The organism is Streptosporangium sp. NPDC005286, assembly GCF_040607515.1.
In the GTDB taxonomy this organism is placed as follows: Bacteria; Actinomycetota; Actinomycetes; order Streptosporangiales; family Streptosporangiaceae; genus Streptosporangium.
Genome location: NZ_JBEXGU010000098.1, coordinates 20,778 through 35,348 on the forward strand (window position 1 = coordinate 20,778; position 14,571 = coordinate 35,348).

The 14,571-nt window shown below is 67.1% G+C and carries 11 protein-coding genes and 1 tRNA gene; 6 read left to right on the top strand and 6 right to left on the bottom strand.

The features are described 5' to 3' along the window. The first annotated feature begins 204 nt into the window (after window positions 1-204). Window positions 205-981, top strand: a complete 777-nt coding sequence (locus ABZU75_RS29370; RefSeq protein WP_355560942.1) for an SDR family oxidoreductase — start codon at window positions 205-207, stop codon at window positions 979-981. Window positions 982-1,030: 49 nt separating this feature from the next. Here ABZU75_RS29370 and galK read toward each other — a convergent pair whose 3' ends face one another. Continuing rightward, window positions 1,031-2,149: a galactokinase gene (gene galK / locus ABZU75_RS29375; RefSeq protein ID WP_355560945.1), complete on the bottom strand. Its 1,119-nt coding sequence runs from the start codon at window positions 2,147-2,149 to the stop codon at window positions 1,031-1,033. 149 nt (window positions 2,150-2,298) lie between these two features. On the opposite strand from galK, the gene ABZU75_RS29380 reads away from it, so the two are divergent. After that, window positions 2,299-2,372: transfer RNA gene (locus ABZU75_RS29380), tRNA-Ile, on the top strand. 418 nt (window positions 2,373-2,790) lie between these two features. Then, window positions 2,791-3,207, top strand: a complete 417-nt coding sequence (locus tag ABZU75_RS29385) for a cellulose binding domain-containing protein (RefSeq protein ID WP_355560948.1) — start codon at window positions 2,791-2,793, stop codon at window positions 3,205-3,207. 427 nt (window positions 3,208-3,634) lie between these two features. Here ABZU75_RS29385 and ABZU75_RS29390 read toward each other — a convergent pair whose 3' ends face one another. Next, the gene (locus tag ABZU75_RS29390) at window positions 3,635-3,835 is read right to left on the bottom strand and encodes a DUF397 domain-containing protein (RefSeq protein ID WP_355560951.1); all 201 of its coding nucleotides are present in this window, start codon (window positions 3,833-3,835) and stop codon (window positions 3,635-3,637) included. Further along, entirely contained in the window at window positions 3,826-4,653 is an 828-nt protein-coding gene (locus ABZU75_RS29395) for a helix-turn-helix transcriptional regulator (protein WP_355560954.1), read from the bottom strand. The genes ABZU75_RS29390 and ABZU75_RS29395 overlap by 10 nt, the downstream gene beginning before the upstream one ends. A gap of 493 nt (window positions 4,654-5,146) precedes the next feature. Here ABZU75_RS29395 and ABZU75_RS29400 point away from each other — a divergent pair, with 493 nt between their 5' ends. Then, complete coding sequence (locus tag ABZU75_RS29400; RefSeq protein ID WP_355560957.1) at window positions 5,147-5,620, top strand: hypothetical protein; 474 nt, start codon at window positions 5,147-5,149, stop codon at window positions 5,618-5,620. 14 nt (window positions 5,621-5,634) lie between these two features. On the opposite strand, the gene ABZU75_RS29405 is transcribed toward ABZU75_RS29400, so the two are convergent. Both ABZU75_RS29405 and ABZU75_RS29410 read right to left on the bottom strand, forming a co-directional pair. Continuing rightward, window positions 5,635-7,623, bottom strand: a complete 1,989-nt coding sequence (locus ABZU75_RS29405) for a hypothetical protein (RefSeq protein ID WP_355560959.1) — start codon at window positions 7,621-7,623, stop codon at window positions 5,635-5,637. Window positions 7,624-7,651: 28 nt separating this feature from the next. Continuing rightward, window positions 7,652-7,960 carry a hypothetical protein gene (locus ABZU75_RS29410; protein ID WP_355560962.1) on the bottom strand — a complete coding sequence of 103 codons (309 nt, stop codon included), beginning with the start codon at window positions 7,958-7,960 and terminating at the stop codon, window positions 7,652-7,654. A 209-nt stretch (window positions 7,961-8,169) separates the two neighbouring features. Here ABZU75_RS29410 and ABZU75_RS29415 point away from each other — a divergent pair, with 209 nt between their 5' ends. Next, on the top strand, window positions 8,170-8,496 hold the full coding sequence (locus ABZU75_RS29415; RefSeq protein ID WP_355560964.1) for a hypothetical protein: 327 nt from the start codon (window positions 8,170-8,172) through the stop codon (window positions 8,494-8,496). A 233-nt stretch (window positions 8,497-8,729) separates the two neighbouring features. Here ABZU75_RS29415 and ABZU75_RS29420 read toward each other — a convergent pair whose 3' ends face one another. Next, window positions 8,730-11,594: a DUF6493 family protein gene (locus tag ABZU75_RS29420; protein WP_355560967.1), complete on the bottom strand. Its 2,865-nt coding sequence runs from the start codon at window positions 11,592-11,594 to the stop codon at window positions 8,730-8,732. 436 nt (window positions 11,595-12,030) lie between these two features. Here ABZU75_RS29420 and ABZU75_RS29425 point away from each other — a divergent pair, with 436 nt between their 5' ends. After that, a complete protein-coding gene (locus ABZU75_RS29425; protein WP_355560970.1) occupies window positions 12,031-13,572 on the top strand; it encodes a recombinase family protein in 1,542 nt (513 codons plus the stop codon). Window positions 13,573-14,571: the final 999 nt, after the last annotated feature.

Genomic DNA, 14,571 nt, shown 5'->3' on the forward strand with positions numbered 1-14,571 from the left:
GTTTCGGAAGCCGCTCGCGGGGAGAAACGCCACCGACGATCTTCTCGGCCCGCGCGGCGGCCGCCGTACGCCGCGTGATCCCGAAGCCCTCGGCACCGGTTCTCATGGGGCCGGTTCCCACCAGGAGGAAAAGAAGGTGCGGTCTACGCGATGGAGTACGGGCCTTTTCGGCGAGCAGGGACACGGCAACGGAAAGGAGAGAGCGTGAGTCGTTCGTATGTGGTGACAGGAGGAGGCAACGGCATCGGCAGAGCCGTGGTCGAGCGTCTCCTCGGCGACGGAGGCACCGTGGTCGTCATCGAGCGCGACCCGGCGGCGCTGGCCTGGCTGGACGGTCATGGTGCCGGCCCGCGCGCGGTCGGCGTCGTCGGTGACGCCGCCGACGAGACCGTGGCGGAGCGGGCCGCCGATGCCGCCCAGGCCGCGGGCCCGCTCGCCGGCTGGGTCAACAACGCCGCGGTGTTCCGGGACGCCTCCATCCACTCCGCCACCACCGGAGAGGTGCTGGATCTCATCACGCTGAACCTCAACGTCGCCCTCGTCGGGTGTGCGACCGCGATCCGCCGCTTCCTCGCGACGGGCACGCCGGGGGCGATCGTCAACCTCTCCTCGCACCAGGCGCGGCAGGCGGTCAGGGGCTGCCTGCCGTACGTGACGGCCAAGGCGGCCATCGAGGGGATGACCCGTGCGCTCGCGGTCGAGTACGGGCCGCGCGGCATCCGGGTCAACGCCGTGGCGCCGGGCTCGGTGGACACCGAGCGCTATGCGGGGTTCCTCGGTTCCCAGAAACCCGATGTCGTCGCCCGCATCGAGCGGGAGATGGCGCTCCTGCACCCGCTGGGCCGGGTGGCGCGAGCCCGGGAGGTCGCGGCCGCGATCGTCTACCTGCTCTCCGACGACGCCGGCTTCATCACCGGTGCGACCGTGCCCGTCGACGGAGGGCGGTCGGTGCTCGCCCGCGATCCCGAGTCATCTGGATGAGCACGGAGTGTGATGGACCCATCGCGTCGGGGCCGGCCGGGTGGGTCGCTCAGGCCAGTCGCCGTGCTCCCGCCGCCGGGGTCGCCGGGTAGATCTCCGGTGCGGCCCAGCCACGCTCGGCGTAGGCCCGGGTAACGGCCTCCCGTACGGACTCCACCCGCTCGTCGGTGACCAGTGCGATCGCCGAGCCGCCGAACCCGCCGCCGGTCATCCGCGCCCCCCGGGCACCGCCCCTGACCGCCGACTCCACGGCCACGTCCAGCTCGGCGCAGGACACCTCGAACTGGTCGCGCAGCGACAGGTGGGAGGCGTTCAGCAGGGCACCGATCTCCCGTACCGCTCCGGCCCGCAGCAGCCCGATCACCGCCTCGACCCGGTGGTTCTCCGTCACCACGTGCTGGGTGCGCCTGCGCTCGTCGCCACTCAGCCTGGCGAGGGCGCCACCCAGGTCGGTGACGTCGCGCAGCGCGTCTAGGCCCAGATACTTCGCGGCGTTCTCGCAGTCACGGCGGCGGCGGGCGTACTTCCCGTCGGGGAGCTCGTGGCGCACCCCGGTGTTGATGATGAGCAACTGGAGGCCGTGGCTCGCCAGGTCGAACGGGATGCTCCTGGTGCTGAGGCTCCGGCAGTCCATGAACAGGGCCTTCCCCTCCTCCGCGAGGGCCGAGGCCGCCTGGTCCATGATCCCGCACGGCATGCCCACGAAGTCGTTCTCGGCCTTCTGCGCGTCCAGCGCGATCTCCATCTTGGTGAGGCCGAGCTCGTACAGCTCGTTCAGCGCCGTACCGACGACCACCTCAAGCGCCGCGCTCGACGACAGCCCCGCTCCCTGGGGCACGTCCCCGTCGATCACCACGTCCGCGCCCCCGACCGGGTGCCCGGCCCCGCGGAGCACCCAGAACATCCCGGCCACGTAGCGGGTCCAGCCCTCGGCCTGGTCGAGCGTCGCGAGCGTGACCGGCTCGTCCACCTGCAACGACCGCAGCCGGATCACCTCGTCCTCGCGCGGTGAGACCGCCGCGGTCACCCCCCACGGCACCGCGAACGGCAGCACGAATCCGTCGTTGTAGTCGGTATGCTCCCCGATCAGGTTGACCCGCCCCGGCGCGTGCCACACCCCGGCGGGCTCCGTTCCGTACGACTCCCGGAAAGCTTCAACAACGCGCATGATCCAACACTCCTCAACAAGGTCCACCGTTAGGGTAGCGAGTCCCTGGAACCAGGCTCCGCCAAAGGTCACATCTTGAACCCGTCCCGCCCGGCAAGTGTGCGAACAGCGCCCACGTTTGGTTGAATGCCGCAGTACGGCGTGCACGAGGGGCGGTAGCTCAGCCGGTTAGAGCAGGGGACTCATAATCCCTGGGTCGCGGGTTCGAGTCCCGCCCGCCCTACCCCTTGTGATCATAAGAAAAGCGCCCCTGACCTGCGTGTTCGCGGTTGGGGGCGCTTTTTCGCGTCCGGCGGTGAGCGGCTGTCGCCGGCCGTGGTCACGCCCGTGGACGTGGCGTACGAGCATCCAGAACCCGCACGCGGGGCGCCACGCCGGAGGGTGGGCCGCTGTTGAAGGTGCGGCGAGGGCGGGTGGAAGGTTCGAGGCCGCGCTCATCGGGACCCGGCGGGTGCCAGGCGGAAGGTGATGGCTGGTGTCGAGGGGTGGGGTGCGGGTGATCCCACGCGATCAGGTGGCTCCAGAGTCAAGTGTCAGTAAAGAAGTCAAGAGTTTGTATGGCCAGGTCAGCGCACTCCTTGACCAAAACCGTAAGGATTTAGTAGAAAATCCTAGTAAACCCGGATTGGAGGAGTTCGAACATGCGAAGTCGACTGGTCGGCGCCCTGGGCGTGGTGGTCCTGGCGCCGGTGATCGTCGCGGTCCTCGGGGTCGAGGCGGCCGGGGCCTCCACGTGCACGGCGACGTACCAGGAGGTCAACTCCTGGTCCTACCAGGAGAACGGGTCCTGGGTGACCGACAACATGGTCGAGATATCGATTAAGAACACCAGCACCTCGATCATCGACGAGTGGCAGCTGAACTGGACGTGGCCGGGCAAGCAGAAGGTCGCTGTCTCTCTGGCCGGCCGGACGGATCAGTCGGGGGCCGATGTCACCGTCCACAGCAACGGGTCGTGGAATCCCATGAAGCCGAACACCGCGGTCCAGCTGGCCTTCATCCATCGGGGGGCTTCCGCCGTCCCCGCCCCGACCGTGACCTGCACTCCCGTCCAGTAGCACCCGGGACCCGATACCTTGACCCTCCTCACCCGACCTCCATCCGCAGAGGCGGACGGCATCGTCCGTCGGGCCGCTCGCTCGCGTCGCCAAGTAGGAGGGCGGCATCCGCGTCTGGGTGCGCACGGTGCCCACCCGTACCCCTGCTCCCCGGGCGTGAACCCGCGTCTCACGCACAGGTCGGCGGCAACCGCTGAACCTCGCTCGCCGGGTGGAACCACCCTGGCCATGGCTCGTCCCCCGAGACGAGCCGGCAGGGGTCAGGCGACCTTCGAGGCGGGAGCCTTCCAGGTGTTGCAGGCGCCCGGCTTCTTCGACGCGTAGCCCTGCTCGAACCAGTGGAGACGGTTGGCGGGCTTGCCGTACCAAGGAAGGGCTTGATGCCCCCCGGTCTCGGCCTCGACGGTTTCTCCTGACCGAGGCAGGGTCAGCGGTCGAATTCGCCGGTTTTGATGCCGTGAACGAAGGTGCCCCATTCGGCGGGGGTGAGGAGCAGTTTGGGGCCGTTGGGGTCCTTGCTGTCGCGGATCGCGACGACTCCGGGCAGGTTGGCGGCCACCTCGACACACTGGCCGCCGTTGTCCGAGGAACGTGATGATTTTCGCCAGATGGCAGCGCTCAGGTCCATTCCCGCTTCACTTCCTCGATTTTTTTGAGGGATATGTGCTCAGGATAAGCCCATAGCCGTATTGCCTCATAGCGCTTCCAAATGGAAGCCACAAGATCTTGATTGGTCGTGATGTGTCCCTGAGCGGGTGAGTCTGAATGGACAGCGTCTGGTTCCCCGTTCGGAAGCTCGGCAATCATGAAGGCTCCTGCCAGGCCCGCCACGCACTCCGAATCGACGACCTGGATGGAGATGGCGGACCGCTGTGCGGCCTCCAGCAGATGACCAAATTGCTCCCGCATCAACTCGGGGTTACCGATCCGACGACGCAGTACACCCTCATCGATAAGGGCGAGGAGCGTGGGTGCATCTTCCTGATCAAGGATCCGTTGCCGCTGCATGCGGGCTTCGACACGTTGCTCCAACTCCTCGGACGTGATTTGTGGTCCTCGGCTGAAGAGATACCTGGCATATGCCTTCGTCTGAAGCAGGCCGGGTACCAGGAGAGGATCCCAGGAGCGGATGACGGTGGCTCTGGGTTCGATCTCCTCGGCCCAGTTCCAGAACCAGGCCGGTCCGCCGGGCTGGGCGACGATGTGCTCGCGTATCCCGGTGAAGGAGATGCCGTTGGCGGTCCCGTAGAGCAGATCCAGTCTTTCGGCGTCGGATTTGGACGGTGTCCGGCTTGCGCTCTCCAGGCGGCTGATCTGGGTCTGGGTGCAGCCGAGGCGTCTGGCCACTGCGGTCTGCGAGAGCTGTGCGGCCTCCCGCAGGCGGCGCATCTCGGCGCCGAACCGCACTCGGGGGGATCCAGGGTCGAGAGACGGCGCACTGTCCATCGTATTTCCTCTCGAATTGGAAAAAGCGGACTTAATATCCAGCCGGTGATATCGAATCCAGTCCGGGTAGACCAGCGGCTGTCATCATCCGCTCTAGCCTGGACTGCCGATCCGGTAGCAGGCCAACTACCGGTAAGGCAGTCTAGGCGTAGAAATCCTCTTCGCGAAAGCACAAGAAAGAAAGTGGTTAATCACCTTCTTGATCAGAGAAAGGTCGGGCCACACATGAATAAGGCAGCACTCTTTCGCGCTCCGGCCGCGAACATCGGAAATCACCCGGAAGGGAGGACTGCGACGTCAGGCGAGCTTCCGGCCAGCCGGATCGCGGCTCTGGTCGGCGAGAACATTTCCAGCGTCGGCGACGGCGGCCGGGACCTGCGGACCGCCACGAAGCGCCCCTTGCTGCCGAACGGGCATGTGAAGAGTGTGGCGAAGGCGGCCCGGGTGGGTAAAGATTGGTACGTCCCGGCGTCAACCGCTCCGGAGGTACCGAATGCGCATCACCCGCTTGCTGGCCGTCGGCTTGACGCTGGTATTGGTGGCATCGGGATGTGCTTCCGAGCCTTCCCTGGAGGAGGCGGCAGCGGAGCTACAGAAGGACACCAAACGCCTGGAAACCGACGACGTCTTCAAGAATCCACTCAAAAAACTGCGCATCCTGCAGCGCCCGGACAAGGATCTTCCCTGTGGCGGAGAGAAGGTCAAGCGGGTGCTGCGGATGACGGCAGACTATGCACGCGCCGACCAGTCACTGGACTCTCATCTCGACCAGGCTCAGAGGCTTATGGAGAACACTCTTTCCCAAATTTTGGATTACAAAGTGGCGTACGACATCAGCCAGGTAGACGCCCCGGAGGGGCGGTTCATCCATGGCAGTAAAGAGGTGGGGGTCATGGTGAATGTGTATGTGGCGCCGGAGGCGCCAACCTGGCGTCTGCATGCGGAGACTGCTTGCTTGCCGAGATGAGAGAAATCGTCATGTCAGTTTGGAATCTTCAATAGGTTCTCGGCTAGATCGCTGGTCTGGAATCGCGACGAGTTTTCAATCTTTTCATCGAACTTACCGTTGCTGTCCATCCATTCCTCGTAAGTGCTTAGCTTCTTTTGAAGCGTCTCTTCCCATTTCTTGTCGCCGCTGGCCTCACGCCTGGCCTCGGCTACGAGTTCGTCATAGGTCTTGAGAGCACCCGTGGTTGTGCTAACTAGCTCCTTGGGGGGTTCGCTCGCTGGGTAACCGCCGCTATGGAGAAGATATGCCATCTCGTACTTCATGCGTTTGGCGAGATCGACCCGCTTCTCGGTGGCTGCTTCGACCTGCGTATTGAAACTGTCGGCCCATTTATCCGAGGCGGAGCTGATGATGTATGCCTGGGTGATTTCCCATCCGAGCTCGGCAACCTGGCCCGCGACGACAACTCCGCCGAGGAGGAGGCCGGCAGTGTTTTTAGTGAAATCGAGGGCTAGATCGGCAACGGCATCTTCCACGCCGAGTGCGTCTTTCGCCGCCTTGAACGCGACGCTGCCGAAGTCACCGAACGCCACTGAAGCCTTGCCGAAGTACTCGGTGTTGCCCTGCGCGTCTAAGCGGGCCGCGGCCAGCAAGGTGTCGTGGCGGAACCTTGCTACCGCTGAGTTGAACTCGTCGGCCGGAATCTCAGCGCCTACGAAGGTTTTCATGAATTGGTAGGTATCGACGGGACTCAGGTAGAACGCGGGGGTCACCCCGGGGAAGGCTTCCCAATGGTTGGGGATCTGCATGCTGGAGACACGGTCGGAGGCCCTGTCGAAGCGTCCGCCCGATACCAACTCGTGGACGTACGACTTGGCGATCACACCCATGGAATCCCTGGCCGGGTGCGGCAGGTCGTCGCCGAAGGAGCCTGCGGCGCGGATCAGGTCCAGGGCGAAGACGGCGGCCTCCGGGCTGTGTCGGCCAGGCTTCTCGGTTGTGGCCTCGCTGCCCGCCTCCGCGGCCCGGCCGAAGGCGTCGGCCACCTCGTCACCGGTGCCCACGCTCTTGGCGTAGTCGATGAACAGCTTCATCTTGTCGACCTGGCTCAGCGTGACCTCGGCCCCGCCCATCTTGGCGAACGCGTCCCGTACCGCCGCACCGTCCCTGGCGAGCACCTCCAGGCTCAGCGCGACCAGGTCGGGGGGCAGGTCGTACGCGTGCGTCTGGGTGGCTCCGGCGCGCCAGTCCCGGCTGCGCCCTTTCGCGAAGTCGTCCAGGACCAGAGCGCGGGCCGCCGCGCTACGGACGGACGAGGGGGCGTTCGCACCCTTGAGCAGCGCGAGTCGGTTCCACACGGAGCCCTTCTCCTCGCCTGGCTTCACCAGGTCGGCTCTGACCTGGGCGAAGGCCGGGACCAGGGCGGGGGCGTTCAGGGCCGCGCCGAGGGCCTTGCTGAAGGCGGCCAGGTCCTGCTTGGCGGTCTTGCTGCCGGTGCTCGCAATGAGGTCGGGCAGGCTGTTACGGACCTTCGGGGAGAGCAGGGCGAAGAAGGCGGCGGCGGCCTGGGGGTTGTCGGCGAGTTTGGCGACGTCGTCGATGTGCTCGTGGATGAGCTTGGCCTGCGACTCGCCGTGGAAGTTCACCAGGATGTCCTCGCCGTACATTCTGGCCAGGCCTTGGGCGATATCAAAGTCCTTCAGCTCGTCGGGGAGCCGGATGAGCCCTTGTCCGCCCGCCGCCATCGAGGCCGCGCCGCCCGCCCCGCCCAGCCCCGGGGCGCCGTTGCCCAGGGTTTTGATCAGGTCGATCCGGCCGTGGAGCATGGAGACCTGCCTCCCGCCCCAGTCGGCGATGTCGGTGATCTCCCGGAGTGCGGGGGCCTCGACCCCGTTCTGGCGGAGCTTTCCCTCGAACTCCCTGCTGAACGCGGTCAGCCGGTCGGCGGCGCCGCGCAGGGAGGTGGCGAGCTGACCCATCTGTTCGGGGTCGATTCCGCAGAACTCGGCGGTCGGTGCCATGGAACTTTCCCCCTCATGGTCATGACGGTCACGTGCGTCCGGCCATCTCCCGGCGCATGGCGTCCGCCTCTGCCTCGGTCACCAGCGGGGGAGAGCGGCGCAGCTCCTCCTCGACCGCGTCCACCATGTTCTGGGCGAGCCGTCCGAGCCGTTGATGCCGGTCTTCCAGCTCGCTGGTCCAGGTGGTGGCCGTCGGCCCCGTCCACACCCGCCCCGACCGCATCGCCGAGGAGGCGTGCTGGTATGCCTGCCGCACCTCATGAGCCCTGTATTCGGCTTCGACGAGCAATTGCCTCAGCCGTTCGTGCCGGGGACTGGGCACCATCCGCTCGGCCACGCCACCCCCGTCCTTTTCATGACCCCGTGATGAAGGAAAAAGTCGCATACCAGAGTAGGTATTGATCGTCTAAATCGGCAAGTCCCGTACCCGGCTGGCATCGCGCTTCCGCTGCTGGAACCATGACCACCCGAACGGGCGAAACCAATATTTCGGTCATTCCTCTCATGCTGGAGCGACTACTCCCCCCAACACCATCGGAATAAGGGATGACGCTGTTCGAAAAGCACATTGACGCGATAGAAATCGCTGTCAAGACCGCATACTGGATGTGTTTCGTCGCCGGTTTCGTGCTGTTCTTCGCCGGTCACGTGACCGTGCTCATGGCCATCGCGATCGGCATCGTGTGGCTGTCCCGCGTCACCCTGCATCACATCCAGGCGACCCGGGCACGCTGGGACGACGCGACCGCCGAAGAACTGGAACTACGGCGCGAGCAGCAGCACGCGCACCGTGAACGAGAACTGCGCCTCCAGATCCGGCGACTACAGCAGCCGGAGGGCCGTAGCGGTGGGTCATCCGCCGGCGGCACATGAGCCATGCCGCTTACCCTCCGGTGAGCGCCTGCGGAATGTCATGGTCTGCCCCCACAGCGATCGGCCTGAGCAGTGACCCTGAGCAGTGACACGATGCTCGAACGTCTCGATGAGGCCCCGATCCGGGATGAGCTGGAGAAGCCGGTTGCCCACGATCTCCACGGTTCTTCGGAAAGGCTCCCCGCCGGGGAACGAGGGCGAAGTCCCTCCCGGCGGCTCGGCCTCGACCCGGTTCAGCCGTTCCCCGGCGCCAGCTGCTCGTGGAGGGTTCTGATATGCCGGAAGAAGCGACCGGAACCCTTGCGTGCCACGAAGGCGTCCAGCTCGGGGATCCGCCCCCGCGCCTGTGACCGTCGGGCGAGGCGGGCCGCCAGGGCGACCAGGTCGATGTGGGCGGTGGTGGGGCGGCTGCCAGGGGCGGGGAGCAGGGAGGGCAGCGCCGCGGCGAGGGCTCGCCAGATGTGACGGTGGGTTCCGTTCACGGACTCGGCCTCCAGGGTGTCGACCAGGAGGCGGAGCGTGATCTCACCCTCGAGCACCCGCCGGGCGAGTTCCGCGCCGATCTCCTCGGCGGGCAGGTCGCCGGTGGCGGCCAGGCTCCGCAGGGCGCGGAACGCGTGGGAGGTGTCGCCGGAGGTGAACGGGCCGGGGAGGATTCGGTTGGCGAGGAGAACGCCGATGGCCCGCCCGGCGGGTCCCGCCGCGCCTGCCAGGTCGATCAGGCGCAGGGAGTCCATCGCCGCGCTCCAGCCGGGCACCGGCTGGTGTGGTACGAGGTGGGCGGCGACCACCTCCCGGTGCGAGGGCAGGACGGCGGCCCACCACTCCATCATCCCGCCGAGGTGCCCGCCCGTCACGGGGTTGACGTGCCGGGGCTGGTCGGCGAGCAGTTCGTCGACCAGCGGCAGGCCGGTGGGGGTGGCCTCGACGGTGCATGCCATCCAGACGCGCGAGCCGAGCCCGTCGTCCTCTCCCGACCGGTTCACCCGCACCTCGGGGTCGGGCATCCCGCCCTCGGCCAGCCAGCGGGCCGCCCGGCGGCCCGCCTCCGATGTCAGCGCCCCGGCCCGTACGGTCACCGCCGGGTCGACCCGGCGGGGCAGCCTGAGCAGAGCCTGCTGGAAGTCGGCGGGCAGCGGCGTCGCGCCCGACGCCTCCAGGGCCTCCAGTCTGGCCACCAGCTCGGCCGGGTCGAGGAGGCCGTTGGACAGGCTCGGCGTGGCGAGCAGCAGTGGCGGCAGGGATCCGGCACGCAGCGCTGTGAAGATCTCCGCGTGGCGGAGCAGCACGAAGCGGTGCAGAGGCGAGACGCGCCGGCGCTCCGGCAGGTGGTCGGCTTCCTCGTACGCCAGGGGAGGGAACCCGTGCTCACGACGGGCCTGGTTGACGAACGCGGTGCGGTGGGTCTCGTACGTCTGCCCGGGGGCGGCCAGTTCGGCCGCGAAGGCGATCATCCAGTCGCCGTGCTCCCGCCACTCGTCCAGGCGCGGACGCTCCTCGTCGCGCTCGACGAGCGGCGCCAGCGCGATGCGCAGCGACTCCCTGTCCCGCGCGACGAGCCGGACGAAGGCGGACAGGCAGCGTTCGGCCGCCCGCCAGTCGTCGTGCAGGTACATGACGGCGAGCCGGCTCGGAGTGTTCGGTGGCGCGATGGCCGGCACCGGCCGGAGCGGCGCGGGCAGCGGGCGCGGCATGAAGACCTCCTCGGCCTCGGTCTCGGTCTCGGGTTCCGGCTCCTCGACGCGTTCGCCGCCAATGGCCGCGGCCAGCCGGTTGTGCAGGTCGGGTGGCAGCGTGCCCGTGCCGCCGCGGAGGGTCTCGGCGCCGAGCGGGGTGAGGCGTCCGGCGTGCCGGACCGCCAGGTGCACGGCCCGTTCCTGCACGGCCCGTGCCCGGTGGCCGAACGCCATGGCCAGGGCGAGGGCCAGCTCGTCGGCCCGGTCGGGCGCCCGCCGCACGGACTCCTCCAGCCAGGCCAGACCTGCGCGCACCAGTCCGCCCTCCGCGCGGAACAGCAGCCCCTCCAGCCCCTCCGCCACGTCCGCCGGATCGAGGGCGGCCAGCCGGCGCAGGTGCCCCAGCGACAGCTCGGCCACCGGCCCCGGCGTGGCCGGCAGGAGCCGTAGATAGTCGACGGCGTGCGGCTCGATCTCGGCCGGAGTGGGATCCAGCAGCTCGTGGAGGCGTGCGAAGAACCGAAGGTCGGGGCCCTCACCGCCAAGCAGGAAGCGGCGCCGGCAGCCATCGAGCAGCAGAGATCGCGGCACCCGGCCCTCGGCGGCGAGGGTGCGGAGGGCGCCGAGCCAGGAGGTCGTGCCGTCAGGACCCGACCGCTCGTTCCGCAGCGCCCGGCCGACGCCCTCGGCATCGAAGAGCCTAGGCAGCAGGTGGCCGAGCAGCGGATCGGCCCGCAGCTCGCTCAGCCTGGCATCCCGGGACACCCAGCCGACCACGAGCGGGTCGTGCGCGGGCGGGGTGGTGCCGGTACGGCGGAGCAGGGCGAGCGCCAGCGGCAGGTTCCGGTCGCGAGGGGCGCGGCGGCGCCGGGGACGGAGCCGTCGCACGAGCCGTACGGCCAGGTCGGCCTGCCACGCGGCGGGCCGCGAGGCGATCACCTGAAGCAGCGGCTCGATCTCGCCGGCCATCGGAGCGCCGGCGAGGTCCCAGCGGTCGAACTCCCCGCGGTTGATCCACGTCACCACGGCCGCCGCGCCGCCGATCGTGCCCGCGCCCGCGACCCGCATCGGCTCGGCCCAGCCGTCGCCCCCGGAGCCGCCCTCCTCGTCGTCATCGTCGTACCAGGTCATGGACCACGCCTGCCGGTAGTGATGCTCGGAGAGCTCCCCGATGTCGTGCCGCCGTTGCAGCTCCGCCTGCAGGGTCTGCCGGACCCGGTCGCGTTCGGCCTCGCGCTCCGCCAGGGTCCGCCGTTCCCTTTCCTGGAGCACGGTGACGTATCCGGGCAGCTCGCGCGCCACCTCGCGCCGTCCGGCGTCGTCGAGCGCCGTCACTACCTTCACGACCCCGGCCATGTCGCCGAGGTCGACGCGCTCGCGGACCTCGTCCCAGGCGGCCGGCCGGACGTTTTTCGCTTCCATGACGCGGATCTCCAAGATCGTGTGTTCGGTCGGGTGGCGCGATCCTGGCAGGGCCCGCCGACATTTTCGGTGCCGCCGCCGGGGCTCGGCGCTGCGAGCGTGTTGATTCCCGGGCCGCTCGGTCGTCGTGTTCGCAGACGGCAAGGGTCCCCTGGAACTTCCGGGGCGCGCCTGTCGGCTGTCGATTTCGCACATGCCCGTGCGTCGTGGTCGGTGAGGACCGACCCACGCGTCCGTACAACAGGCAGGACAGCTCACATGCCGCAGTACGCGATTCCGATCTACGAGGAAGTCCCCGTCGCGGACATTCCGGCCGACGTCACGGAGGCCGACATGGCCGTCACCGTGAAGATCGAAGCGAGGGTACGAAGGTCGTCGGCATCCCCACTACTAAATTAGGGCATATATCCGGTAATCAACCGAAACGGCGGGAAACGTGAAGGTCAACGTTGATTACGCCCGAATCAGCCACGACAAGACCGGCGCCGGACTTGGAGCCGACAGTCAGCACGGCGAGAACGAGGAGTTCGGGGAGGAGGTCGGGTTTCCGGTTCAGGCGAGCTACACCGACAACGATCGTTCAGCCAAAGCGCGCTCTGACGGCACGTTCGCCGTACGTCCCGAGTACGAGCGGATGATCGAGGACATCTACGCGGGCATTGTCGGCGTGATCATCATTTGGCACGCCAACCGGCTACACCGCAACGTCGAGGAGGCCAACCGCTTTATCAAGATCGCCCTTGAGTACGGGGTGCGCTTGTTCAGCGTCAAGCGTGGCGGAGAGTACCGGCTGACACGGGCATCTGGCCGAGCCGACCTGTTACGCGACACGGTGACCGCCCAAGAGGAGAGCGAGCATCGGGGAGAGCGTGTGATGCTTGCCCGCAAGCGGCAGGCCCGCACCGGCGCCTATGGCGGAGGCGTGCGCCCGTATGGGTGGGGAGTGGACACCGGGCGGACCCGGCGCGTCTGCCTGAACCCCAAGGACTCACCCGAGTTGCGCGAGTACAGCGATGTCCCGGTGCTGGACATGGGCCAGCACAACCAGGAGGAGGCCGAGGAGATCCGGGGATGGAAAAAGGATCTTCTCATTGGGGTGTCCATGAAGCAGGTCCTAGCCGATCTCGCAGAGCGGAGAGTGCTCACGGCGGCCGAGAAGGACGGGCGGACCCTGCGCAGGAGCGGTGAGGAGATCAAGCACGGAGGGTGGAACTCTAAGACCGTCCGACAGATCTTGACCCACCCTCGCACGGCGGGACATTCGGTGTACCGGGGGGAGATCGTGAAGCGCAACGCCTACCCGGCGATCATCACCGAGGATGAGCGGCAGGCGTTGATCACTATGTTCTCCGACCCGACGCGCAAGGTCAGCCCAGGTAACACGCCCCGCTGGCTTGGTTCGCTGATCTATGAGTGCGGTATCTGCAAGGAGGCCGGACATCGCAACGCCGACGGCAGTCCGGCCACCGAGACCGTTCGCAAGAACTCTCAAGGGGTGCCCGTCTACCGGTGCCACATCAAGGGGCATTGCTCGCACCCGGCGGAGGCAGTCAACGACTACGTAGAGCAGATCATGATCGCACGCCTGTCACGCGAGGACATCGCCGACCTGTTGCCGCAGCGCGTCAGCGTGGATGTGACCGCTCTACGCGAAGAACTCGCCCTGTTGGACGCCCAAGAGAAGGAGATCGGTCTGTCACTGGCCCGAAAGAAGATCAGTCTCACCATCGCGGAAGTCGTGCAGGCCGAGATCGACAAGCGGCGCACGCAGATCAACACCGAGATCAAGGACGGCACGGCCGAGCATCCGCTACAGGAGTTCGTGGCCAGCGACGACGCCGCCAAGACATGGAAGGGTCTCACGCGAGGCCGTAAGCGCGAGATCATCCGGATGCTGGTGACGATCACCTTGTTACCTGTCGGTCACGGGAAGCGGCCCCCGATCCACGAGCGCGTGAAGATCGTTCCGAACCAGTAACCCCGCAACGACGAAGCCGCCCCCGCTGATTGGTGCTCAGCGGGGGCGGCCTCTTACGTTATCGCGTGGTGCGCAGCAACAGCGCGAGCCGATCACGTTGCCGTTCGGTCAGCGGAGGCCAGCCATCCACCATGGCTTTGATGAACTCCGCGTAGTCGTCGGTCTCGGTCCTTTCGTCTCCGCTTGCCGTTGACCGTGCCCTACCCGCCGTAGACCCCTCCCTGTCGCTACTCACCGCTATTGCTAACCACCCCCTGGCTACGTTTTGTAGTCAGGGGTGACCTGTGCCTACCTCCCGTGCCATCCCGCCCGCCCACCCAGGCAAGACGAACGGTGCCTTCGGCGCCCTCTTCCCAATGCGCCCCCACGCCTGCCCACTACAACCCGACCCGCAAGCCAGGCATGCCTGACTCTTCCCTTCCCCCTTTACCCCCGAATTGATCATGCGTATACAACGAATAAGCCTCATATGGGGTTCCACATGGACCGCCATTAACAGCCATTATGAACACCCGTAAGTACGGCATTCAATCCGCCCCTCGACCACCCTGGCACGGCACATCAGTTGCCGAATTAATTCACGACGCGCCAGGCTCCCGCCCATCACTGCCCGACCTGCACACTCACCCAGCTCAGGCCCTATGTCAGCACCCCAGTGCGAGTTGCCGAATTAATTCGAGCCCTCAGGCGATCCACGCCCAGGCCGGATGCCAGGGCCACAGCGCGGCGATGTGCGACCGACATTGGCTCATAGTTTCTTTACTGGTTCAAGGCGCCAGCGCTCCGCGCCGCCGCCCCCCGAGCCAGTTGCCGAATTAATTGGCGACCCTCACGACACCCCGCCTCAGACCGTCTCAGCCAAGTTGCCGAATTAATCTTATATAGGTCAAGCAGGCGGCAGCGCTCCGCGCCGCCGCCCGGCGGGGCGTGCCCGCCCCCGCCGCGCGGACATCGAGGCCGGGCATGCGGCCTGGAGGCCGGTCCCGCCCCGCGCCCGCC

Excerpts from the sequence above, each read along its gene's own strand:
- galK (WP_355560945.1), bottom strand. The coding sequence starts at position 2,149 with ATGCGCGTTGTTGAAGCTTTCCGGGAGTCGTACGGAACGGAGCCCGCC.
- ABZU75_RS29385 (WP_355560948.1), top strand. The coding sequence starts at position 2,791 with ATGCGAAGTCGACTGGTCGGCGCCCTGGGCGTGGTGGTCCTGGCGCCG.
- ABZU75_RS29390 (WP_355560951.1), bottom strand. The coding sequence starts at position 3,835 with ATGGACCTGAGCGCTGCCATCTGGCGAAAATCATCACGTTCCTCGGAC.
- ABZU75_RS29395 (WP_355560954.1), bottom strand. The coding sequence starts at position 4,653 with ATGGACAGTGCGCCGTCTCTCGACCCTGGATCCCCCCGAGTGCGGTTC.
- ABZU75_RS29400 (WP_355560957.1), top strand. The coding sequence starts at position 5,147 with ATGCGCATCACCCGCTTGCTGGCCGTCGGCTTGACGCTGGTATTGGTG.
- ABZU75_RS29405 (WP_355560959.1), bottom strand. The coding sequence starts at position 7,623 with ATGGCACCGACCGCCGAGTTCTGCGGAATCGACCCCGAACAGATGGGT.
- ABZU75_RS29415 (WP_355560964.1), top strand. The coding sequence starts at position 8,170 with ATGACGCTGTTCGAAAAGCACATTGACGCGATAGAAATCGCTGTCAAG.
- ABZU75_RS29420 (WP_355560967.1), bottom strand. The coding sequence starts at position 11,594 with ATGGAAGCGAAAAACGTCCGGCCGGCCGCCTGGGACGAGGTCCGCGAG.